General features: G+C 70.1%; 22 protein-coding genes. 9 read left to right on the forward strand and 13 right to left on the reverse strand.

Translation table 11 applies throughout. From position 1 onward, the window contains the following. Positions 1–19 precede the first annotated feature (19 nt). The 3 genes from AC5Y4Z_RS14915 to AC5Y4Z_RS14925 form a co-directional block, all read right to left on the reverse strand. A complete protein-coding gene (locus AC5Y4Z_RS14915) occupies positions 20–964 on the reverse strand; it encodes a pirin family protein (RefSeq protein WP_499965168.1) in 945 nt (314 codons plus the stop codon). A gap of 12 nt (positions 965–976) precedes the next feature. Next, on the reverse strand, positions 977–2,359 hold the full coding sequence (locus AC5Y4Z_RS14920; protein WP_499965171.1) for an acyl-CoA dehydrogenase family protein: 1,383 nt from the start codon (positions 2,357–2,359) through the stop codon (positions 977–979). An 84-nt stretch (positions 2,360–2,443) separates the two neighbouring features. Then, the gene (locus AC5Y4Z_RS14925) at positions 2,444–2,860 is read right to left on the reverse strand and encodes a WhiB family transcriptional regulator (protein WP_499965173.1); all 417 of its coding nucleotides are present in this window, start codon (positions 2,858–2,860) and stop codon (positions 2,444–2,446) included. Between the two features lie 143 nt (positions 2,861–3,003). On the opposite strand from AC5Y4Z_RS14925, the gene AC5Y4Z_RS14930 reads away from it, so the two are divergent. The 6 genes from AC5Y4Z_RS14930 (at position 3,004) to AC5Y4Z_RS14955 (ending at position 7,188) form a co-directional block, all read left to right on the forward strand. After that, the gene (locus AC5Y4Z_RS14930; RefSeq protein ID WP_499965175.1) at positions 3,004–3,801 is read left to right on the forward strand and encodes a helix-turn-helix domain-containing protein; all 798 of its coding nucleotides are present in this window, start codon (positions 3,004–3,006) and stop codon (positions 3,799–3,801) included. Next, positions 3,798–4,619: a C40 family peptidase gene (locus tag AC5Y4Z_RS14935; protein WP_499965178.1), complete on the forward strand. Its 822-nt coding sequence runs from the start codon at positions 3,798–3,800 to the stop codon at positions 4,617–4,619. Before AC5Y4Z_RS14930 ends, AC5Y4Z_RS14935 begins: the two co-directional genes overlap by 4 nt. Positions 4,620–4,667: 48 nt before the next feature. Then, positions 4,668–5,030 carry a DUF4226 domain-containing protein gene (locus AC5Y4Z_RS14940; RefSeq protein WP_499965181.1) on the forward strand — a complete coding sequence of 121 codons (363 nt, stop codon included), beginning with the start codon at positions 4,668–4,670 and terminating at the stop codon, positions 5,028–5,030. Positions 5,031–5,121: 91 nt separating this feature from the next. Continuing rightward, a complete protein-coding gene (locus tag AC5Y4Z_RS14945) occupies positions 5,122–6,501 on the forward strand; it encodes a DUF4226 domain-containing protein (protein WP_499965183.1) in 1,380 nt (459 codons plus the stop codon). A 61-nt stretch (positions 6,502–6,562) separates the two neighbouring features. Further along, positions 6,563–6,880 (forward strand): ESX-1 secretion-associated protein, encoded by a 318-nt coding sequence (locus AC5Y4Z_RS14950; protein WP_499965185.1) that lies wholly within the window; start codon positions 6,563–6,565, stop codon positions 6,878–6,880. Then, positions 6,877–7,188 (forward strand): DUF2694 family protein, encoded by a 312-nt coding sequence (locus tag AC5Y4Z_RS14955; protein WP_499965187.1) that lies wholly within the window; start codon positions 6,877–6,879, stop codon positions 7,186–7,188. Before AC5Y4Z_RS14950 ends, AC5Y4Z_RS14955 begins: the two co-directional genes overlap by 4 nt. A 9-nt stretch (positions 7,189–7,197) precedes the next feature. Here the strand turns inward: AC5Y4Z_RS14955 and AC5Y4Z_RS14960 are convergent, their stop codons facing one another. Continuing rightward, positions 7,198–7,341: a hypothetical protein gene (locus AC5Y4Z_RS14960; protein WP_499965189.1), complete on the reverse strand. Its 144-nt coding sequence runs from the start codon at positions 7,339–7,341 to the stop codon at positions 7,198–7,200. Positions 7,342–7,666: 325 nt separating this feature from the next. Here AC5Y4Z_RS14960 and AC5Y4Z_RS14965 point away from each other — a divergent pair, with 325 nt between their 5' ends. Beyond that, positions 7,667–8,704 carry a DUF5631 domain-containing protein gene (locus tag AC5Y4Z_RS14965; RefSeq protein WP_499965191.1) on the forward strand — a complete coding sequence of 346 codons (1,038 nt, stop codon included), beginning with the start codon at positions 7,667–7,669 and terminating at the stop codon, positions 8,702–8,704. A gap of 110 nt (positions 8,705–8,814) precedes the next feature. Here AC5Y4Z_RS14965 and AC5Y4Z_RS14970 read toward each other — a convergent pair whose 3' ends face one another. Both AC5Y4Z_RS14970 and AC5Y4Z_RS14975 read right to left on the reverse strand, forming a co-directional pair. After that, positions 8,815–9,570 carry a TIGR03084 family metal-binding protein gene (locus AC5Y4Z_RS14970; protein WP_499965504.1) on the reverse strand — a complete coding sequence of 252 codons (756 nt, stop codon included), beginning with the start codon at positions 9,568–9,570 and terminating at the stop codon, positions 8,815–8,817. Positions 9,571–9,606: 36 nt separating this feature from the next. Next, positions 9,607–10,893: an MFS transporter gene (locus tag AC5Y4Z_RS14975; RefSeq protein WP_499965193.1), complete on the reverse strand. Its 1,287-nt coding sequence runs from the start codon at positions 10,891–10,893 to the stop codon at positions 9,607–9,609. Positions 10,894–11,032: 139 nt separating this feature from the next. Between AC5Y4Z_RS14975 and AC5Y4Z_RS14980 the strand changes: the two genes are divergently transcribed. Beyond that, complete coding sequence (locus AC5Y4Z_RS14980) at positions 11,033–11,641, forward strand: YqgE/AlgH family protein (protein ID WP_499965505.1); 609 nt, start codon at positions 11,033–11,035, stop codon at positions 11,639–11,641. Positions 11,642–11,692: 51 nt separating this feature from the next. Here the strand turns inward: AC5Y4Z_RS14980 and AC5Y4Z_RS14985 are convergent, their stop codons facing one another. Beyond that, positions 11,693–12,034, reverse strand: coding sequence for a hypothetical protein (locus tag AC5Y4Z_RS14985; RefSeq protein ID WP_499965195.1), 342 nt, complete (start codon positions 12,032–12,034; stop codon positions 11,693–11,695). A 65-nt stretch (positions 12,035–12,099) separates the two neighbouring features. Then, complete coding sequence (locus AC5Y4Z_RS14990; RefSeq protein WP_499965197.1) at positions 12,100–13,272, reverse strand: LpqN/LpqT family lipoprotein; 1,173 nt, start codon at positions 13,270–13,272, stop codon at positions 12,100–12,102. Between the two features lie 183 nt (positions 13,273–13,455). Between AC5Y4Z_RS14990 and leuS the strand changes: the two genes are divergently transcribed. Then, positions 13,456–16,362, forward strand: a complete 2,907-nt coding sequence (gene leuS, locus AC5Y4Z_RS14995; protein WP_499965199.1) for a leucine--tRNA ligase — start codon at positions 13,456–13,458, stop codon at positions 16,360–16,362. Here the strand turns inward: leuS and AC5Y4Z_RS15000 are convergent. The 5 genes from AC5Y4Z_RS15000 to AC5Y4Z_RS15020 form a co-directional block, all read right to left on the reverse strand. Then, a complete protein-coding gene (locus tag AC5Y4Z_RS15000; protein ID WP_499965201.1) occupies positions 16,346–17,041 on the reverse strand; it encodes an SDR family oxidoreductase in 696 nt (231 codons plus the stop codon). The genes leuS and AC5Y4Z_RS15000 overlap by 17 nt on opposite strands. Positions 17,042–17,098: 57 nt before the next feature. Continuing rightward, positions 17,099–17,596 carry a MarR family winged helix-turn-helix transcriptional regulator gene (locus AC5Y4Z_RS15005; protein WP_499965203.1) on the reverse strand — a complete coding sequence of 166 codons (498 nt, stop codon included), beginning with the start codon at positions 17,594–17,596 and terminating at the stop codon, positions 17,099–17,101. A gap of 78 nt (positions 17,597–17,674) precedes the next feature. Further along, positions 17,675–18,421, reverse strand: coding sequence for an amino acid ABC transporter ATP-binding protein (locus AC5Y4Z_RS15010; protein WP_499965205.1), 747 nt, complete (start codon positions 18,419–18,421; stop codon positions 17,675–17,677). Then, the gene (locus AC5Y4Z_RS15015; protein ID WP_499965207.1) at positions 18,418–20,235 is read right to left on the reverse strand and encodes an ABC transporter substrate-binding protein/permease; all 1,818 of its coding nucleotides are present in this window, start codon (positions 20,233–20,235) and stop codon (positions 18,418–18,420) included. Before AC5Y4Z_RS15015 ends, AC5Y4Z_RS15010 begins: the two co-directional genes overlap by 4 nt. A gap of 49 nt (positions 20,236–20,284) precedes the next feature. Next, complete coding sequence (locus tag AC5Y4Z_RS15020; RefSeq protein WP_499965209.1) at positions 20,285–21,025, reverse strand: GntR family transcriptional regulator; 741 nt, start codon at positions 21,023–21,025, stop codon at positions 20,285–20,287. Positions 21,026–21,111: the final 86 nt, after the last annotated feature.

Genomic DNA, 21,111 nt, shown 5'->3' on the forward strand with positions numbered 1-21,111 from the left:
TCCGCTCTCCTTCTTGGTTCTATCGAGGCCGCAGCCGGGTGGTCGGCAGCGGCGGGGCCGGCAGTCGGGCGACCCGGCCGCGGTAGCCCGTGACCGCACCGAAGCGGTCGTCGGCGTCCTCCCACAGTCTGCGGTAGCCGACGATGTCGTCATGACTTCGCCCGACGAAGTTCCACCACATCACCAGTTCTTCGCCGAACGGGGTCCCGCCCAGTAGCAGCACCCGCGCCGGACCGTCACCGAGGTTGCGCAAGTGCAACGCCGAGTGGCTCGGACCTTGGTAGCCGAGGTCACCGACCGCCAGGCTAGTCTCGCCCACCGCGACGGGCCCGGCGTCGCAGAGCACACCGTGCTCGAAGGCGGGGTCGACGTCGATGTCCAGCGCGGCGTTGGGTTCCACGTCGATCTGCGCGCCGAGCAGCGGCGTGAATGTGTGCACCGGCGAACGGCTGCCGCCCAGCTCGCCGAGAAACACGCGCGCTGTGGCGCCCGGAAGCGGTGTCGGCACGGGCGCGTGGTGGGCGAAGTCGCGGCCGGTGTGGCGGTCGGCATCCGGTAACGCGACCCACAGCTGAACCCCATGCAGGACGTCGTTCGATCCCACCGACACCTCGGAGTGGCAGATGCCGGCGCCCGCCGTCATGAGGTTCAGCTCGCCCGGCCGGACCACGGCGTGGACGCTGGCGCTGTCGCGGTGCTCCACTCCCCCGCTGAACAACCAACTGGCGGTTTGCAATCCGGTGTGGGGATGGGGCGGCACGTCCATGCGGGCGCGCACGGGACCGTAATGGTCGATGAAACACCACGCACCCACCAGCGAGCGTTGGCGTTGTGGAAGCGTGCGCCGCACCCGGATCCCCCGGGGGCCGCCCAACGGAACTTCCCGCGGATGCAACAGCTCGGTGCCCGCAACCCGTGAAGCGCTGCAGGCGACTTCGGCCGGGGCCGCTTCGAGGTTGCTCATCGTCCGACCCGCTCACCTGCCCGGCGGCCGGAGCACCTTCATGGCCAGTTTCATGACCGGTTCGGGGACGCGGTCCTGCATCGACAGCGCGGTGTCGGCGACGCGGGAGCGCAGCGGGGTGCCGCGGCCGAAAAGCCGGTTCAACGGTCCCCCGGTCGGCTCGATCACCACGTGCAGCGGCGGTGTGCCCACGGCGGCGCCCAGCGCGTTGGAGATGACCATCCGCTGAATCTCGCTGGTGCCCTCGAAGATGGTGTACAGCTTGGCATCCCGATACCACTTCTCCACCGGGTGGTCGGTGATGTAGCCCCAGCCGCCCATGGTCTGGATGGCGCGTTCGGTGGCCTTCACCGCGACCTCGCTGGCGGCGAGTTTCGACATCGAGCCCTCGCCGCGTTCGAAGGGCACGTTGTTAGCGGCCATCCATGAGGCGCGCCAGGTCAGCAGCCGGGCGGCGTCGATCTGGGTGGCCAGCTCCGCCAGGGGGAACGCGATGCCCTGGTTGTCGATGATCGGGCCGCCGAACGCCTCGCGTTCGGTCGCATACCACGTCGCGTATTCCAGTGCGGCGCGCGCGATCCCGATCGCCTGGGCGGCCACCATCGGGCGGGTCTGTTCGAAGGTGCCCAAGGTGGCCGAGCCCGACCGCTTCGCACCGGCCACCACCTCGCGGGCCTTGGCGAGCTTGTGTTCGAGTTTCTCTTCTCCGCCAAGCAGATTGGCGCCCGGGACGCGCACGCCCTCGAACAGCAGTTCGGCGGTGTGGGACGCGCGGCAACCCAGCTTGTCGAGCTTTCGCACCAGTTTCAGCCCGGGCGTCCCGCCGGGGACCACGAACAGCGCCTGGCCGCGGTGGCCGAGCTCCTCGTCGACCACGGCGTTGACCACGTGCACGTTGGCGATGCCGCCGTTGCCGATCCACATCTTGTGGCCGTCGATGATCCAGTCGTCACCGTCGCGGCGCGCGCGGGTGCGCAGATTCCGCACGTCGCTGCCGCCCTCGGGCTCGGAAATCGCCAGGGCGGCGAGCTTGATATCGCCTGGCGTGCCGAAGCATTCGGGGGCCCACTGCAGCATCTGCTCGGGGGAGGCGGCCTGGCCGATCGCCGAGAGGGCCAGCGCCGGCATGACGATCGCCAAACCGATTCCGGCGCAGCCCCAAAACAGCTCCTCCATGAACATCGGTAGGGAGATGCCGGTGGGGTCGCCGATGAGGTCCCGGTAGAACAGCGGGCTGTAGAAGCCGCGCTGCGCGGCCTCCTCGAGCACCGGCCACGGGAACTCCTGGCGCTGGTCGTAGTGGAGCGCCACCGGCCGGATCACCTCTTCGGCGAACTCGTGGGTGCGCCGGGCCAGATCGTGTTGTGCTGCCGTCGGTGTCAGGTCGAACGTCATGGGAGCGCCTTCGGGTCGACGGACTCGGTCGTGCCAAGCCCGTCTACCCCGTTGGCCGGGGCAGCAAACTGTCTGGAGCGGAGGTCAGGCGGCCGAGCGCGGCCCCACTTGCGCGATCGGCAGGTGCAGCACCACGGCGGCGACGGGAGCCGCCTCGTGCTCGTGGCGCTCCAGCAGGCTCGCGTTCTCGGGCAGCTGCCGCGAATTGATCTCGCCGGCGGCGATGCGGCGCAGGACCTCGTGGGCCCGGGCGAGCTGTTCGCGCTTGCGGTACTGCCCGCCGGGCAGCTTGACGCCCGCCCAGACGCCGTACTCCTCGTGGTGCGCGATGGCGTGCTGGGCGCATCTACGCTGTTGTGCCAGCGGGCAGCGGCGCAGGCATTGGATCCGCGCCTCGGTGGCGGACCGCTCGTACGCGCGCGCCTTCGCCGCGCCGTCACCACCGTCGTCGTCGGGATAGCCGAACCACAGTTCCGGGTTGGCTGCGCAGGGGTGTCCCATGTCGGTCTCCTTGTCCGCGGTGAAACGTAGAACAAAGCGTATACGCATATAGCGAGGCAGCGCGAGAGAAACGTGACAAAAACGTATATCTCCTGGGTCGAGGACCGGCGTGTGTAATATCCGGCCTATGGCCGGAGCCTGCGGTGAGCCGTGAATCGGCCGGCGCGGCCATCCGCGCGCTGCGCGAGTCACGCGATTGGTCGCTGGCCGACCTCGCCGCCGCGACCGGCATCAGCATCATGGGCCTGAGCTTTCTGGAGCGTGGCGCCCGCAAGCCGCACAAAAGCACAGTTCAGAAGGTCGAAAACGGGCTCGGTCTGCCGCCGGGCACCTATTCGCGGCTGCTGGTCGCCGCCGATCCGGACGCCGAGCTGGCCCGGCTGATGGCCGCGCAACCGGTCGAGGCGGGGTCCGCGAGGCCGGCCGGCACGGTGCTCGTCGACCGCCACAGCGACACCGAAGTGCTGGAAGGCTACGCCGAGGCGCAGCTCGACGCCCTCAAATCCGTCATCGATCGACTGCCTGCGACGACATCAAACGAATATGAGACGTATATTCTGTCTGTGATCGCTCAATGCGTGAAGGCCGAGATGCTGGCCGCCAGCTCCTGGCGCGTGGCTGTCAACGCCGGTGCCGACTCGACGGGCCGGCTGATGGAGCACCTACAGGCGCTCGAGGCGACGCGCACCGCCCTGCTGGAGCGGATGCCCACCAGCCTGAGCGCCCGCTTCGACCGCGCCTGCATGCAATCGCCGCTGCCGGAGGCCGTCATCGCGGCCCTCGTCGGTGTCAGCACCGACGACATGTGGGACATCCGCAACCGGGGCGCCATCCCGCCCGGGGCGCTCCCCCGCGTTCGCGCCTTCGCCGAGGCCCTGGAATCCACGACCGCCATGATCGCGGACAGCCCCGACCAGAACGGCGACGAGGGGACACAGTGAGCGACACCGAAGTCGACGTGTTGAGCCGAGCGCACCGCTTGTTCGCCGGCGGCACCGGGCAGCCGACGCTGGATGCCCGCACGGCGCATCACGACGAACTGCTGCGGCGAACCGCCGAACTGAATAACGCTGTGGCGCATGGCGATTACCGGCTGGTTGCCAACGCGGCCCGCGACCGGATGCTGTCGGCCGCCGGCACGGATGCCGAGGCCGCCCGCGTCATCGCCGCCGCACACCGGGATCGGGCCGAGGCCGGCGAGCGCACCAAGTCCGTCGTCGACGAGGCCCGCGCCGACGCCGCGGTCCCCCCGGTCACCCCGCTGGCCCAGCGGGAGGCGCTGCGCCGCCGCGCGGGCCGGCTGCGCGCGCAACGCGCACACGTGCTGTCGGCACGCCTGCAGGCGCGACGGCACTCCGCCGCCCTGCGGGCGCTGCGCTACCGGACGAGCCACCACCGTGCCCGCCGCCCGCTGGCCCCGAATGGCCGCGCCGGGGCCGCGGTGCGGGCCGCCTTGTCGCGCCTGGGACGGCCCTACGTGTGGGGGGCCACCGGGCCCAACCAGTTCGACTGCTCCGGGTTGGTCCAGTGGTCCTACGCGCAGGCGGGTATCCACTTGGGCCGCACCACCTATCAGCAGATCAACGACGGGATCCCGGTGCCCCGTTCGCAGATCCGGCCCGGCGACCTCGTATTCCCCCACGCCGGGCACGTCCAGATGGCCATCGGCAACAACCTGGTCGTCGAGGCGCCGTATTCGGGCGCGTCGGTGCGAATCAGCCGACTGGGCAACAACATCGCGATCCGGCGGCCGTTGTGACAAGCAACGACCGCTCGGCAATCCGGGCACGACGAAAAGGTTGAACCGATGTCGGAACATGCCGGACCTTCGGTGGACGCCATCCAGGCGCGGCAATCGGCGCTGGCCGGCCAACACGGCACCGTCGCCGACGCCGACCGCGTGCTGGCCGAGGTGCTTGCCAGCGCGCACGCTGCGACTCGGGAGAGCATCCGGCGCCTCGACGCCATCGCCGAGGAGATCGACCGCGTCGCCGCTCAGCGCGCGGCCCTAGCCGTCGACACCCCCGTGGGCGCGCGCGAATTGCAACGATTTCTGGTGGACAAACAACGCGAGATTGCCACGGTGGTGTCCGATGCCCGCGAACTCGGTCGCGCGAAAAAGGTTGTGCTGGATGGCCTGCGGGCACAGTACGCCGGCCCTGCGAGCTAGCCCGCTCGTCCGCTCACAGGCTCGCCGGGGTGAGTTGTCGCCACGAGCGTGCCTGCGTACTGTCGCCCGGCATGGAGGGGCCGCGACACCGATGTCGACGCATGACGAGCTGATCGCCGCGATCACGCGCGTCCGGGACCGCACCGGCGATCCGAACGCGTGGCAGACGGGTCTGGCGGCGGACGAGGTCGCTGCGGCGATCACCCCCGTCACACCCCCCGAGCGTCTCGACGCCATCGTGCGCAAGATCCGTCAACAACACCCCGACGTCTTCGGTGCGGGCGCGCCCGGCGGACCGCCACCGGGACAGCCTGAGGGCGACGCCGCCGAAGCCATGGCCGACGCCGAAGCGGCTCTGGCACACCAGAACTCGGCGAGCTCGCAACTCGACATGCAGGTGATCACGGCGATCCTGAACGCGCACCTCAAGGCCGTCGAGGGCCAAGAAGCGCTGAGCAAGCTGCAGCGAGAGATCGAAACCGCGGTCCTGACCCGATCCGATCTCGACACCCCGTCGGGCGCGCGCGATTTCCAGAGATTCCTCATCGGCAAGCTCAAGGACATTCGCGCGGTCGTGCTGAACGCCAGCCTCGACGACACGTCGAAGTCGGCCCTGATGACGGCGTGGACGTCGCTGTACGACGCGTCGAAGAACGCGCCCGACGGCCACCCTGCTGTCGTCGCCGAACCGGCCGACGACGCGGGCCAGCCGCCGGTCGACGATCCCGATTCCGACCCGCTACTCGACCCGATGTTCGCCGACGATCCGAGCCCGCCCGCAGCCGCGGACGCTACAGCCCCCGCCCCCGCCGGCGGCGCCACCGCCCCGGCTCCGCCGGCAATGCCGTCCATTCCCAGCTTTGGCGGCGCGTCGATGCCGGGGCTGGGCGGACCGGGCGGGCTGCCGCTTCCCGACCTGGCCGAGGCCGGGCGTTCGGCGCTTCGCGACGCCGCCGACGACGGATTGCCGGGAGCCCACCACCCGGACCCGGGCGACGACCAAGACGACGCCGAGGCCCGCGAAGAGGACGTTTCGGCGGACGCGCCCGAGGAACCGCCGCCGGGTCCGGCAACGGTGCCGACGGCGGTGACCCTGCCCGACGGCGACACGGTGATGGCCCCCAGCCCCCAGCTGGCGGCGGTGATCAAAGCCGCCGTCGGCGGCGCGGCGATCGCGGACGCGTTCCATCAGCAGGGCATCACCGTCCCCGCCCCGGGGACCGCGGTCGCCAACCCCGTCGATCCGACACAGGTCGGGCCCGGCGATATCGGGCTGTTCACCGACCGCCACGCGCTTGCCCTCGGCCATGAAAAGGCCCTTCTCGACGGCCAGATTCAACGCATCGCCACCGTGACCGGCCCGGGCTTTCTAGGCTGGGAGCATCCGCCGGCGGCGACCGCGCCCGCGACCCCGCCGGCCAAGCCGCACACACCGACACCCACCGGGCCGGCGGGCACGTCGACCGCCTGACAACAGCGATCCGCAGTGATCCCGCCGGAACCCCCGGCGGCGCGTGAGGAGGAGAACGCAGATGGCAGATCCGATCCGTGTGGTGCCGGCGCAATTGCGCGAAGCCGCCGCGCATCACCAGGAGACCTCCGACTACCTGCGCACCGTTCCGTCGTCGCATGCGGCGATTCAGGAAAGCCTCGACTCCCTCGGGCCCGTCTTCGGTGAACTGCGCGACGCCGGACGCGAACTGCTCGAGCTGCGCCGTCGGTGCTACGAGCAGCAAGCCGCCGACCACGCCGACATGGCCGAAAACCTGACGGTGTCGGCGGCGATGTGGGAACAGCACGAGCACGGCGCGGCACGAGATTTCGGCGGCATCGTTGACGGCGGTCGATGACGGACGCCAATCCCGCTTTCGACACCGTCCACCCGAGCGGGCACATCCTGGTCCGCTCCTGCCGCGGCGGCTACATGCACAGCGTCGCGCTGAGCGAAGAGGCGATGGAAACCGACGCCGAGGCGCTGGCGCAAGGCATCCTGTTGACCGCCGACGTGTCCTGCCTCAAGGCGTTATTGGAAGTGCGCAACGAGATCGTGGCCGCCGGGCATACCCCATCGGCGGAGGTGCCCAGCCCGCACGATCTTGACGCCGCGATCGAAAAGCTGCTGGCGCACAAGCTGCGCCGACGGGACAGGGCACGCTGAGCGCGCTACCTACAGCAACCACGTCTTGGCGCTGTCGGGATTTGGCGCGATGTCCGTGGGTGGTTCGATGGGGTTGGGGCCGAACAACTCTCGCGCGCGGGCCAGCAGGGCGCGCACCTCGTCGAGTTGCTGCTGCAGCGCAGAATCAGCCATGTCCCCACGCTACCCAGGCCGTCGCAGCTGCACAATTCACCGATTGAATAGACGACCCGATGGATCCCGGTAGGCTTAGCCAGTGGCGATCTTCGGCCGGATAACGGCGCGACAGCGCCTCCGGAGAGCTGCCCGGGAATCACTGACGATTCCTGCCTTCAGCTCTCCCGTCGACTGCAGCCCCTGGGTGACGGGTGGGCTGTGGCCGGCCGAGTTGTCCACGACGACGCCCGAAACCGCCGCTCTCGCAGAGTATCTGAAGACATCGTTGGGGCGAATCACCAGAGCCGCCAACGACGAGCTCAGGACGATCCGGCTGTCCGAAATGCCCGATTCGGTCCGGACGGCGGAGGAAGCCAGGGTCATCGAGGAGGCCCGGGCGCGCGCGCAGCGGCGTGTCGACTCGACGGTGCGGCAACTGCACGAGGTGAAGGCCCGGCCCCGCGTCGAAACCGAGGGCCCGAACGGCGCCGATCTCGAGAAGACCCAGATCATCCCCGCCATCACCGACGCCGACGCGCCCGCCGATGCGGCGACCGGCCGCGACGAAGCGCCGGAGCAGGGCGCACCGGCCGACGTTGAGGCCACGGCCGAGGAGGCCGTCGAAGAGGCACCGCCCGACGCGTTCGAGGGGCGGCATCGAGCCGCTGGCCAGGATGTCCCCCAAGCCCCGGCAGCCCCGGAATCTTCGGAAACCCCGGCAGCTCCCGCGGCCCCGAAACCCCCGGTCGCGGTCGAATCCGATGCCGAGCGGTTGCGGCGGCTCCTCGCGTTCGTGGTCCACCAAGAGCCACGCCTGAATTGGGCCATCGGCGACCGCCCCGACGGCACCACCGTGCTGGTCACCGACTTCGCCCACGGTTGGGTGCCGCCGGACATCGCGGTTCCGGAGGGCGTGCGGCTGTTGGAACCCGAGCGGCGCACCGGCAAGGTTTCCGTCCTGCTGGGCGAAGCGAGCCGAACCGTCACCTACGCCCCCGGGGACGCTTTGGGGCGGCTGGACGACTTCGCCGAGACGACGGCATCGAAGCAGGCACGTGAGCTGCCCGCGGTCGACGACCTGGGATGGGAGTTGAGCCAGGCCACGCACTGGCGGGACGGCTTGCCGCGCATGGTGCACACGTTGGCCAGGGCCGCGGCCGCCGAAACCGGCGTCGCGGAAGAGGAAATCGATTTGCTGCGAGTGCATCTCGACACCGCCCGCTATCAGCTGCTGATCCAGTACCCGAACATCGACCCCGCGCTGTTTCTCAACTGCCTGTTGCTGGCCGCCACCGAGGGCGCCGTGACCGGGGACGCGGTGTCGGCGAACTATCACCTCGCCTGGTTCCAGAAACTCAACGCGCCCACGGACACCGGGTAGGCGTTCATCGCCCGGGGCGCGGTCTGATGGCCCCGGCTCTCTTCGCGCCGATGGCGTTCATCGCCCGGGGCGCGGTCTGATGGCCCCGGCTCTCTTCGCGCCGGTGGCGCTCATCGCCCGGGGCCGGGCGGCCCCGCGAAAGCCTGCGCAATCCCCAACCACCGCTCGGCGTCGGGGCCATGCGCCGTGATGTCCAGAGCACCCAGCGGGCGGCGCTGCGTGACCAAAAAGCAGAAGTCCTCGGCGGAGCCCGTGACGCGCTGCGCGGCGTCCGGCGGTCCCCACGACCAGGTTTCGCCGCCCGGTCCGCGCAACTCGACCAGGAACGGCTCGGCCGGCGGGGTCAAATCGTTGACGACGAAGGCGTAATCGCGGGTCCGCACGCCGATGTGCGCGATCGACCGCAACCGCGCGGTGGCGGGACGTGTGACGCCGAGGGCGTCGGCGACATCGAGTCCATGGGCCCAGGTCTCCATCAGCCGGGCCGTCGCCATCGACGCCGCACTCATCGGTGGCCCGAACCACGGCAGCTTGCGGCCGGCGGGCACGCCCAGCAGGGCGTCGTGCAAGCGCGCGCGGGTGGCCCGCCAGTCGGCGAGCAGGTCGGCCGGCGCCACGGCCGCCAGCGCCTCGGCGCCGGCGTCGACGAATCCGGTCGGGTCGGCCTGGGCGGCCTTCAGCGCCTCGGCGAACCCCGCCTCGTCAGTGACCGCGGTGAGCGCCACCCGGTCGGTCCACAGCAGGTGCCCGATCTGGTGGGCGATGGTCCAGCCGGGTGCGGGCGTCGCGGCCGACCAGCGCTGAGCGGGAAGCGGCGCCACCAACGCGTCGAGGCCGTCGCTTTCGGCGCGCAGGTCGGCGACCATCGGCTCGGCGGCCGTCGGGGAGATCACATCTGCACCTTAGCGATCGCCCGCCGGCTGGCCGCGGCGGCCGAGAATGGCGTGGACCGCCAGCCCGATCAGGTAGAGCACCGACCCGAACAGCACGAAGACCGGCGCGCGGCCGTCGTCGGGAATCATTGTGGCCGCCACCGTGATCGACACGATGAACGCGACCCAGAACAGCGCGTCCTGGACGGCGAACACGTGTCCGCGCAGCGCGTCGTCGACATCCATCTGCATCGCCGAGTCGGCGCAAAGCTTGACCATCTGGCCGGCCACCCCGAGCAGGAAGCCGCACACGACCATGACCGGAAGGCGCAGCCCCGCGCCGGGGACCTGGACGATCGCGGCCGCCACCAACGCGCCGTTCGCCGTGGCGTAGCGGCCCCAGCGGCGCACGGCCGACGGCGTCAGCACGTTGGACAAAAAGGCGCCGAGACCCGAAACGGCGAAAAACACCAACGCGATACCGAGTCCTCCCCCGGCGGACGCGGGCAGGTGGTGCACCAGCACCAGCATCACCAGCGAGTTGATCCCGACGACCATCCGGTGCGCGGCCAACCCGGACAGGGTGGCGGCGACGGTCGGGCGCTGGGCCACCGTGCGCGCGCCGTGCAACCACCCGGTGATCACCGCGTAGGCGGCCGACCCGTGGATGGCGCGCTTGGTGTCGTCCGGGCCCAGTACCCGCGGGCCGAACCGCAGCGACAGCAACAACGCGAGCCCCACCGGTATCGCCGTCAGGAAGATGATCGCGGAGGCGCCCTCGTCGCCGGCGCCCAGCAGGATGCGCGGCACCAGCATGAAATTGGCACCGACGAAGGCCGCGGCGGCACCGCACGCGGTGGCCACCGAGTTCATCGTCACCACCTGCTCGCGCGGCACGACGTGCGGCAGGGCCGCCGACAGGCCCGACGCGACAAACCGGGCCAGGCCGTTGGCGAACAGCGCCGCGACCAGCAGCAATATGTCCCCGGCCCGCAGCGCCAGGATGGTGCCGATGCCGGCGATGAGAATCAGGCGGCCGACGTTGGCGCCGACGAGCACCAGCCGTCGATCCCAGCGGTCCATCAACGCGCCGGCGAAGGGTCCCAGCAGCGAGTAGGGCAAGAACAGCACCGCGAACGCGCGCGCGATGGCGAGCGGGTCGGCGGCGCGATCCGGGTTGAACAGCAGCGCACCCGCAAGCCCCGCCTGGAAAAGGCCGTCACCGAACTGACTCGCCATGCGCACCTGCAGCAGTCGCCAAAAATCCGGCAGCGCGCGCACCGACCGCCACAGGTGGGCCGGTGCACGCGAGTTCATCCGGGTTGGAATCACAGGACCGACTTCCACGATTGGGGTGGGCACGATCGCCGCGGTCGGCGCCGCTGCACCAACAGTACAAATCTTTGCGGCCCACGCTCGATTGACCCGGCCGACGAGGCGAAGGTGCGATGATGGTGTGGTGCCGCCACCCGAAGATCCAGAGGACTATGTCGCACCCGCCGCGCAGCGGGTGCGCGCGGGAACTTTACTGCTTGCCAACACCGATCTTCTCGAACCGACGTTTCGGCGCAGCGTCATCTACATCGTGGAGCACAACGACGGCGGCACTTTAGGTGTCGTGCTCAACCGGGCCAGCGAGACCGCGGTGTACAACGTGTTGCCGCAGTGGGCCAAGGTGTCGGCCAAACCCAAGACCATGTTCATCGGCGGGCCGGTCAAGCGCGACGCGGCCCTGTGCCTGGCGGCGCTGCGGGTCGGCGCCGATCCCCAAGGCGTGCCGGGCCTTCGGCACGTGGACGGCCGGATCGTGATGGTCGATCTGGACGCCGAGCCCGACCTGATCGCCCCGCTGGTCGAGGGGGTGCGGATCTTCGCCGGATACTCGGGTTGGACCATCGGCCAGCTCGAAGGCGAGATCGAACGCGACGACTGGATTGTCTTGTCCGCGTTGCCATCCGATGTTCTCGTCGGGCCGAGGTCCGATCTGTGGGGGCAGGTGCTGCGCCGCCAGCCGTTGCCGCTTTCGTTGCTTGCGACCCACCCCATCGACATCAGCCGAAATTAAGCCCCTCCCCCACGGCTCGCACCGGGATCGCCTGTGCAGCCTGGGCTTTGACTAGTGGCAGGACTGCGTGCAGACCGCGCAGCTGCCGGCGCAGGCGGGCGCCGCCGCTTCCTGGCGGATCGCGAAGCGTGCGCTTTGCCACGACCCGGTGGCCAACGTCCCCAGGGCGCCGGCGACGCAGACGATCAGCACGACCAGGGCGGTGCCGGGGGAGGCGGCCAGGGCCACCACCCCGCCGGCGGCCAGCATCACCGCGGCCGCCAGCTGGGTCGGCGCCATGGCCCGCAGCGCCAGCGCGGTGGTGTCGACAGCCTGGCTTTGGGAGAGCGACCAGGTCCCGAACCCGGCGGAGGCCACCGCCGCACACATGCACACCACGCCCGCGATCAGCATGGCCTCACAATACGAGGCCGCTTATTGGTGCGCGCGTGCGGCTCCAGCGCGCTGGTCTCGGCTGGTCAGCGTCCCTGCAGGAACGCGAAGTTCGGCAGCGGCGGCAGTCCCGGCACCATCGTCAACAGGTTGGGCACCGGCCGGGGGGCAACCTGGGTGGGCGCGACCGGCTGCGCGGGGAGCCCGACGGGGGCGGCGGGGACCGGCTGCGCGGGGAGCCCGACGGGCGCGGCGGGGACGGTCTGCGCGGGCACGGCGACGGGGGCGGCCGGGGCCGTGGGCGCGGGCACCGCGACGGGAGCGACCGGGGCAACCGGCGCCGTCTGCGCCGGTAGGCCGACCGGCGACGCGCCGGGCGCCGGGGTGGGGGCGGGCGCCGGGGCGGCGGTGCCGGGGGCGGTCACCCGGAAGCCGTTGACGATCGCATCAGTGGCCGGCGCATCCGCGACCGCCACCGAACGGTCGGTGGTCACCGCCAGAGACACCAGGTACTTGTCGTGCCCGGACGTCGCGATGACGTGGCGGTGCGAGGTGTTGAGCATCATGTCGCCGTCGCGGTAGGTGCCCTCGATGACCGACGAAGGGAAGCCGCCGAAGTCCGCCATCGCGGCGTTGGTGGTCTGCCAGGCGGGCAGCTGCTGGCTGTCGACGAAGCCGTGGGTGATGGCTTCCTTCGGATCGAAGTTACCGACCAGCTTGTACACCACGACCTGCGCGTTCGACGTGTAAATGCTGCTTCCGCGCCGGTCGGCGATCACCGCGAACGCGTCGGGAACGTTGGGATCGGGCACCTGGGTCCAGCGCGGCGGCACCGGCAGCGTGATGTCGAGCGCCTTGAATCCCTGGGGCTTCTGCGCCTCGAGTTTGACGCCCTTGGACTGCAGGTAGTCGCGCACCGTGCCCGAAACCGCGGGCGCGACGGCGGCCGGCGCGGGCGCGGCGGGCGCCACGGCGGCGGGGGCGGGCGCGGCGGGGGCGGCCGGGGCGGGGGCGGGCGCGGGATTCGGCGCCACAAACGGGTTGGCGGCCGGGGGAGTGGCCAGCGCCCTGTTGGTGGGGAGCTGGCCGGGGGCCGCAACGACGTTCTGCGGCGCCGTGGCGGGGACGGCGGGGGCGGGAGCCGGTGCGGGAAGCGCGGGATCGGCCGCTGCGGTGGCGCCCGCGAACGCCGTGACACCGATCGCGCCGGCAGCCAGACCCCCTGCGAAGACCCGCAACGTACGGGCGATCCGAATCATCTGCTCGATCCTTCCCACTGCCACGGGCCTGCGCGCCCGTCTTAGAGGCTGACTGTAACCAGAGGTCAAAGGCCCGGACAGGCTCGAAACCGACCTGGGATGAAGCTCTGATCGGTGTGCAACGCAACCGAGACCAACCTGTGGCCGGCGGGCCCCTCGGGGCGGCCCTTATACCCTGTTCGGGTGACCCGATCCCCGACCGCCGCGGCTGGGAGCAGCTCCGGCGCCCCCCAGTCCGACGCCGATGCGCCGCCCTATCGCTACACCGCGGCGCTGGCGGGCCGCATCGAGAGCGCGTGGCAGGAGAACTGGGCGAGGCTGGGGACGTTCAACGTGGCCAACCCGGTCGGTGACCTGGCCCCGGCCGACGGCGCCCCGTTGCCCGCCGACAAGTTGTTCGTGCAGGACATGTTCCCCTACCCCTCCGGCGACGGACTGCACGTCGGCCACCCGCTGGGCTACATCGCCACCGACGTGTACGCCCGGTACTTCCGGATGACCGGACGTAATGTCCTGCACGCGTTGGGGTTTGACTCCTTCGGCCTGCCCGCCGAACAATACGCCGTGCAAACCGGCACGCACCCGCGAACCAGGACCGAGGCCAACATCGTCAACTTCCGGCGCCAGCTGGGCCGCCTGGGCCTGGGCCACGACAGCCGGCGCAGCTTTTCCACCACCGACGTCGAGTTCTACAAGTGGACACAGTGGATCTTCCTGCAGATCTACAACGCCTGGTTCAACCCCGCCGCCGACAGGGCGCGTCCGATCGCCGAGCTGGTCGCCGAGTTCGACTCCGGCGCGCGCCGTCTCGACGACGGCCGCGACTGGGCCACGCTGTCGGCGGGGGAGCGGGCCGACGTGATCGACGGCCACCGACTGGTCTACCGCGCCGACTCGATGGTGAACTGGTGCCCGGGCCTGGGCACGGTGCTGGCCAACGAGGAGGTCACCTCCGACGGGCGCAGCGACCGCGGCAACTTCCCGGTGTTCCGGAAACGGTTGCGGCAGTGGATGATGCGCATCACCGCCTATGCCGACCGGCTGCTCGACGACCTCGACGTGCTGGACTGGCCGGATCAGGTGAAGACCATGCAGCGCAACTGGATTGGTCGCTCCACGGGTGCGCAGGCGCTGTTCTCGGCAAGCACGAGCCACGGCACGAGTGTCGACATCGAGGTGTTCACCACCCGGCCCGACACCCTGTTCGGCGCCACCTACCTGGTGCTGGCCCCCGAGCACGACCTGGTCGACGACCTGGTCGCCGCCGAGTGGCCCGACGGCACGGACCCGCGGTGGACGTACGGCGCGAACACTCCGGCCGAGGCCGTCGCCGCCTACCGCCGCGCGATCGCCGCGAAGTCGGACCTGGAGCGCCAGGAGAGCAAAGAGAAGACCGGGGTGTTCCTGGGCAGCTACGCCACCAACCCGGCCAACGGAAAACCGGTGCCGATCTTCGTCGCCGACTACGTGCTGGCCGGCTACGGCACCGGCGCGATCATGGCGGTCCCCGGCCACGACCAGCGCGACTGGGACTTCGCTCACGCGTTCGGCCTGCCGATCGTGGAAGTCATTGCCGGCGGCGACATTTCGCAGGCCGCGCACACGGGCGACGGCGTGCTGGTCAACTCCGGCTACCTCGACGGCCTGGACGTGGCGGAGGCCAAGGAAACGATCACCGGCCGCCTGCAGGCCGACGGCCGGGGCCGCGCGCGCATCGAGTTCAAGCTGCGCGACTGGCTTTTCGCGCGGCAGCGGTACTGGGGTGAGCCGTTCCCGATCGTCTACGACAGTGACGGGCGCGCGCACGCCCTCGACGAGGCCGCGCTGCCCGTCGAGCTGCCCGACGTGCCGGACTATTCGCCGGTGTTGTTCGACCCCGACGACGCCGACAGCGAACCGTCGCCGCCGCTGGCCAAGGCGACCGACTGGGTGCACGTTGAGCTGGACCTCGGCGACGGCCTGAAGCCCTACACCCGCGACACCAACGTGATGCCGCAATGGGCCGCCAGCTCCTGGTACGAGCTGCGCTACACCGACCCACACAACTCAGAGCGGTTCTGCGCCAAGGAAAACGAGGCCTATTGGATGGGCCCACGCCCGGCCGAGCACGGCCCGGACGATCCGGGCGGGGTCGACCTGTATGTCGGGGGCGCCGAACACGCCGTGCTGCACCTGCTGTACTGCAGGTTTTGGCACAAGGTGCTCTACGACCTGGGTCACGTCAGCTCCCGCGAGCCCTACCGCCGGCTGGTCAACCAGGGCTACATCCAGGCGTTCGCCTACACCGATGCGCGCGGGTCCTACGTGCCGGCGGAGCAGGTGGTCGAACGTGGCGGCGCCTTCCTCTACCCGGGTCCCGACGGCGAGACCGAGGTGTTCCAGGAATTCGGGAAAATCGGTAAGAGCCTGAAGAATTCGATACCACCGGACGAGATCTGCGACGAGTACGGCGCGGACACGCTGCGCGTGTACGAGATGTCGATGGGCCCGCTGGAGGCGTCCCGGCCGTGGGCCACCAAGGACGTCGTCGGCGCGCACCGCTTCCTGCAGCGGGTGTGGCGGCTGGTGATCGACGAGGAGACGGGCCAAACCCGGATACGCGACACCGCCGACACGTTGGACGCCGACACCCTGCGGGCGTTGCACCGCACCATCGCCGGGGTCGCCGAAGACTACGCGGCGCTGCGCAACAACACCGCGACGGCCAAGCTGATCGAGTACACCAACCACCTCACCAAGGCGCACCGCGACGCGGTGCCCCGCGCGGCTGTGGAGCCGCTGGTGCTCATGCTGGCGCCGCTGGCCCCGCACATGGCCGAGGAGCTGTGGTCGCGGCTGGGCCATACCACCCCGCTGGCGCACGGCCCCTTCCCGCAGGCGGATCCGGCCTACCTCGTCGAGGACTCCGTGGAATACCCGGTGCAGGTGAACGGCAAGGTCCGTGGCCGGGTGGTGGTGGCCGCCGACGCCGACGACGACGCGCTGAAATCCGCGGCCATGGCCGACGAAAAGGTCCAGGCCTTCCTGGCCGGAGCCACCCCGCGCAAGGTAATCGTGGTGCCCGGCCGGCTGGTCAACCTGGTCGTGTAGCGGCCGGCGAGCGCCGACCGGGCCGAAGCACCACCTCGTGCACGTGACCGTCGCGCGGCGTGGCCACCACGTAGGCGACGGCGTCGGCCACGGTTTCCGGCCGCAGGAAGTTCGCGGCGTCGTACTGGCCGCCTTCGAACGCGACGAGTTCGCGTTGCATGGCGGTGTCGGTCCGGCCGGGGTAGATCGTCGTCACGCGCAGGTCCGGTTCGTCGTCGCGCAGCGAGTCCGCGAAGGCCCGCACCGCGAACTTGCTCGCCGAGTACGACGCCATGCCCGGTGAAACCTTGCGCCCCGAACCGGAGTTGATGAACACCACCTGACCGCGGGCCTGCCGCAGCGCCGGCAACAACGCCAACGTAAGCTCCACCGCCCCAAAGACATTCACGGCGAACGTAGCACGCCACTCGTCGACGTTCGAGTCGGCGACGTGACCGGGGATGAACGCCCCGGCGTTGTGCACCAACACGTCGAGTTCGTCGACGATTTCGCAGCTGGCCTCGATGTCGCCGGGGTCGGTCAGGTCCAGCGGGAAGGTGGTGGCACCGAGCCGCCGCGCGACGCCGTCGAGCCGGTCGGAGGGCCGCCCCGCCAGCAGCAGGGTGTGCGTCGCCGACAGCGCGGCGGCGATGGCGGAACCGATACCGCCGCTCGCCCCGGTGATGAGTGCGGTGGGCATGCCTCGAGTCTACGGAAGCTTACGGAAGCCGCCAGATCCCTTGCGGATCAGCGACTTTCACGCCTGCTTGCGCGCCGCCGGCTCTCCCGCGGGTCCCGACTCGCCGCAGGCCAGGCGCTGCAGCGGCGCCAGCGCCTTGGTCAGGGTGTCCAGGTCGGACGCCGGGAGCTGACCGAGCATCGCGGCCAGGGCCGCGTGCCGGTTGGCCAGCGACTCGGCGTGCACCGCCCGTCCGCGCGGGGTGATGTCGACCAGCACCGCCCGCAGGTCGGACGGGTCGCGCGAGCGCTTCACCAGCCCGACTTTCTCCAGCCGGCGGATCGCCACGGTCGTGGTCGGGGTCCGCACCCGTTCGTGCGCGGCCAGGTCGGTCATCCGGATGGGGCCCTGGTCGAGCAGGGTAACCAGGATCGACAGCTGTGCCAGGGTTAGCTCGCCTGCCACCACCCCGCTGGGGTCGCCACGGCGCAGGATCGAAAACAGCTTGGACAGCGCGCGGTGCAAACCTTCCGCAAGCTCGGATACCTCCGGCGCGGTGGATTCGCTGTCCGCCATAAGTCGGCAGTCTAACCCGATCTGCGTGGCGTACAAGGGAGCTATCCGGCACAAAGCCGGAACTAAGTTAAGAACGGTTCAGAGCACCTGGGACAGAAAGCGCTGGAGCCGCTCGGTTTGAGCGGCTTCGAATATCTGCTCGGGGGGCCCGGATTCCACGACTTTGCCGTGATCCATGAAAACGACGGCGTCGGATGCCGACCGGGCAAAACCCATTTCGTGCGTGACCACGAGCATCGTCATACCGTCGGCGCCGAGGTCGGCGATCAGTTGCAGAATGCCTTTGACCATTTCGGGATCCAGCGCCGAGGTCGCCTCGTCGAAGAACATCACCTGCGGGGCCATCGCCAGGGCACGGGCGATCGCGACCCGTTGCTGTTGACCCCCGGACAGCGTGCCGGGACGGGCACCGGCCTTGTGCTTCAAACCAACTCGATCCAGCTGGGCCAGCGCGAGCTCGCGGGCCGCGTCCGCCGACAGCCGACGCAGCTTGCGCGGTGCCAGCGCGACGTTGTCCAGCACGCTGCGATGGGGGAAGAGGTTGAAATGCTGGAAGACCATGCCGATGCGTTGGCGAAGCTGGTCGGCGTCGTCGCGCAGCACCGACCGGCCATCCAGCAGAATGTCGCCGCTGTCGGGCTCGTGCAACCGGTTCAGGGTGCGCAGCAGCGTGGACTTGCCCGAGCCCGACGGTCCGACCACGGCCACCGTGCTGCCCGCCGGGGCGGCCAGATCGACGCCGCGTAGCACCGCCGTCCCGCCGAGGGTCTGATGAATTGCCTTGGCTTCCAACGAGACTGAGGGGCGCTCCGGGGCGGCGGTCACGTCATCTCCTGGCCGAACGTCGCGCCGAGCGCGTCGAGATCGACCTCGGGCTCCACCGTCGCGCGGCCGCGGCGTAGCCGCGTGTCGATGTAGTTGACCAGATGCGTCAACGGGACGGTCAGCATCAGGTAGAAGACGCCGGCGGCCACCAGCGGCGACAGGTTGCCGGTCTGCGCGTTGAGGTCTCGTCCCACTTGAAACAGCTCGCGCTGTTGGGCGATCAGCCCGAGGAAGTACACCAACGCCGAGGCCTTAAGCAGCGCGATGAACTGATTGACCAGCGCGGGCAACACCCGGCGCACACCCTGAGGCACCACCACCAGGCGCATGGCTTGCGAGTAGCTGAACCCGAGCGCGCGGGAGGCCTCCAGCTGCCCGGCGTCCACGCTCTGGATTCCGGCGCGCAGTATTTCGCCGATGTACGCGGCGGCCATCAACCCGAGCGCCGCAATGCCCAGCGGGTAGGGGTTGCCGTTGGTCAGCCCGCCGACCAAGGGTCCGACACCCAGCCCGATGATGAGGATGATCACCACCTCGGGAAGTCCGCGGAAGATATCGGTGTACACCCGGGCCGGCCAGCGCAGCCAGCGCGTGCGCGAGATTCCCGCGATGGCCAGCACCATGCCCACCGCCAGCCCGATGACGCCGGCGCTGCTGGTCAGGATCAACGTGTTGGGCAACCCCGTGGTGAACAACGTGGGGATGGCCTGCCGGTACATGTCCCAGTCGAAGAACGAATCGCGCAGCTGCGCCAGGGTCGACCTCGGCGCGGCCGGGCCGACCGGTTTGCGGTGGTGGCTCGCGGCGATCTTGGCGAAGTCCGGCAGCGTCGGGGCGGGCGCGGCCCGAGACCCCGGTTTCCATCCCGGCGGCAGGGACCGCGGCACCCACTGGGTGTACAGGCTCGCCCAGGTGCCGTCGGCGATCACGGCGTCGAGCCCCGCGTTCAGCGCGTCGACGAGCGGCTGGTTGTCCTGCGCGACGGCGAAGGCCACGAAGTCGCCCGCGCTGAAGGTGTTGGCGACGACGACGGCGGGGTCGCCCGGTCGCATCGCGTTGGCCGCCTGGCCCGCCGGGGCCACCCACGCGTCGATCTGGCGGGTCTTGAGGCTGGCGTACACGGTGGCGAAGTCGGGATATTTCACCGGCTGCAGGTGCAGGGTGTCGACGACGTACGACTCCTCCACGGTGCCCTGGACCACGCCGATGCGCTGGCCGGCGGCAAGATCAGCGAACTTGTGGATCGCCGAGCCGGGCGGCACCACGAGCGAGTAGTAGCCGAAGTCATAGCCGTTGGTGAACGCGACGGTGTGCCGGCGCGCGTCGGTGGCCTTCACCGATGCCGAGCCGACGTCGAAGCGCCTGGCCGCCACCTGCGCGAGCAGCCCGGAGAAGTCGGTGCCGACGAAGCGGACCTGCAGGCCCAGCTTGTCGGCGATCGCGCGCAACAGCTGGTTGTCGAAGCCGCTGAACCGGCCGGTCGGATTGATGCAGACGTTGGGTGGGGCGTCCGAAAGCGTGCCGACGGTCAACACACCCGGCGTGCCCAGGCCCAGGGCGCCGACGTCGACCGCGCTCAGCGGCTCGACGGTGGGTGTCGTGTGCCGATCGTCCTGGCCGACACCGCTGTCTGCGGTCAGGCCGCTCGGCAACGCGTAGGCGCTGTCCAATCCCGCTGGCGCGCACTGGTTCCGGTCGGCACGCGCCGGCGCGGCCAGCGACGCGGACACCGCGCCGCACCCCAGGAGCACCGCCACGGACACTCCGAGCACCCCAACCCGGCGCCTGGCGCGCCAGCCCACGTGCAACCTCATCACCGCCACCGTATCGACCGGACAGCGGCGCGGCCCGGTTAGCGCCTCGTCACAGGGCGACCGACGGCTCGCCGCGGGCCGCCTCCGCGTCGGCGACCACCCGGAGCGGGCCGGGGACGACCTGGCCGATGTCGTCGGGCGCGGTGAACACCCGGCGCCGAAACAGCTCAGCCAGCATGGTCTGGGCCATGAGGTGAGACCGGCCGACGCACGCGGCCCGCGCCGCCTCGGGGTCGCGCCGGTGGATCGCGGAGGTCTCGTCTTCGTAAAACGGCAGGATGTCCTCGCGGCTGCCCTGGTAGGTCGTCCAGAACACCCTAGGGATGAGGTTTTGCGACGCGCGAATTGTGGCGTGCAGCCGCGGCCCCGCGTATTCGTCGTTGATCGTGCGCCGGTATTCGCCGGCTATTTCCGAAAACGCCCGCGTCTCCTTCGCGGAACGCAACGAACGCATCAGGGCATCGAGCTGCCCCAGGATCCGCGGCGTGGGGTTGCTGGCCGCGCGGGCCGAGGCGATGCCGTTGAGCAGGCCGTCGACCTCGTGATGTTCGAGGACGGTGTCCTCGTCGAACCGCTCGACAAACGCGCCCCGGTGGTAGCGGGTGGACACGATCCCATCGTGCTCGAGTTGGACCAGTGCCTCTTGGATCGGGACGCGGCTGACCCCGAGACCGACCGCGATCTCATTGCGGTCCACCCGGTCACCGCTGCGCAATTTCCCCGTCAAAACCAGGTTGAGGATGTGCGAAACAACCTGGTCCTTTTCTTTGACCCCGTATTTCTTTGGCATCCGTTTCTTGAGTGCCTTTCAAACGTTAGGGCAAATCCGGCGCTGAGAGTTTCTCACGAGTTGGCCCCCGCGTCGCCATGTTTGGC

It is taken from the genome of Mycobacterium sp. NGS63 (genome assembly GCF_059812295.1).

Coding starts and splice junctions, on each gene's coding strand:
- AC5Y4Z_RS14990 (WP_499965197.1), bottom strand. CDS start 13,272: ATGATTCGGATCGCCCGTACGTTGCGGGTCTTCGCAGGGGGTCTGGCT.
- AC5Y4Z_RS14985 (WP_499965195.1), bottom strand. CDS start 12,034: ATGCTGATCGCGGGCGTGGTGTGCATGTGTGCGGCGGTGGCCTCCGCC.
- AC5Y4Z_RS14965 (WP_499965191.1), top strand. CDS start 7,667: ATGCCCGATTCGGTCCGGACGGCGGAGGAAGCCAGGGTCATCGAGGAG.
- AC5Y4Z_RS14915 (WP_499965168.1), bottom strand. CDS start 964: ATGAGCAACCTCGAAGCGGCCCCGGCCGAAGTCGCCTGCAGCGCTTCA.
- AC5Y4Z_RS14960 (WP_499965189.1), bottom strand. CDS start 7,341: ATGGCTGATTCTGCGCTGCAGCAGCAACTCGACGAGGTGCGCGCCCTG.
- AC5Y4Z_RS14940 (WP_499965181.1), top strand. CDS start 4,668: ATGTCGGAACATGCCGGACCTTCGGTGGACGCCATCCAGGCGCGGCAA.
- AC5Y4Z_RS14920 (WP_499965171.1), bottom strand. CDS start 2,359: ATGACGTTCGACCTGACACCGACGGCAGCACAACACGATCTGGCCCGG.
- AC5Y4Z_RS14975 (WP_499965193.1), bottom strand. CDS start 10,893: ATGAACTCGCGTGCACCGGCCCACCTGTGGCGGTCGGTGCGCGCGCTG.
- AC5Y4Z_RS15000 (WP_499965201.1), bottom strand. CDS start 17,041: ATGCCCACCGCACTCATCACCGGGGCGAGCGGCGGTATCGGTTCCGCC.
- AC5Y4Z_RS14955 (WP_499965187.1), top strand. CDS start 6,877: ATGACGGACGCCAATCCCGCTTTCGACACCGTCCACCCGAGCGGGCAC.
- AC5Y4Z_RS15005 (WP_499965203.1), bottom strand. CDS start 17,596: ATGGCGGACAGCGAATCCACCGCGCCGGAGGTATCCGAGCTTGCGGAA.
- AC5Y4Z_RS14950 (WP_499965185.1), top strand. CDS start 6,563: ATGGCAGATCCGATCCGTGTGGTGCCGGCGCAATTGCGCGAAGCCGCC.
- AC5Y4Z_RS14925 (WP_499965173.1), bottom strand. CDS start 2,860: ATGGGACACCCCTGCGCAGCCAACCCGGAACTGTGGTTCGGCTATCCC.
- AC5Y4Z_RS14970 (WP_499965504.1), bottom strand. CDS start 9,570: ATGGTCGCCGACCTGCGCGCCGAAAGCGACGGCCTCGACGCGTTGGTG.
- AC5Y4Z_RS14945 (WP_499965183.1), top strand. CDS start 5,122: ATGTCGACGCATGACGAGCTGATCGCCGCGATCACGCGCGTCCGGGAC.
- AC5Y4Z_RS15015 (WP_499965207.1), bottom strand. CDS start 20,235: ATGAGGTTGCACGTGGGCTGGCGCGCCAGGCGCCGGGTTGGGGTGCTC.
- AC5Y4Z_RS15020 (WP_499965209.1), bottom strand. CDS start 21,025: ATGCCAAAGAAATACGGGGTCAAAGAAAAGGACCAGGTTGTTTCGCAC.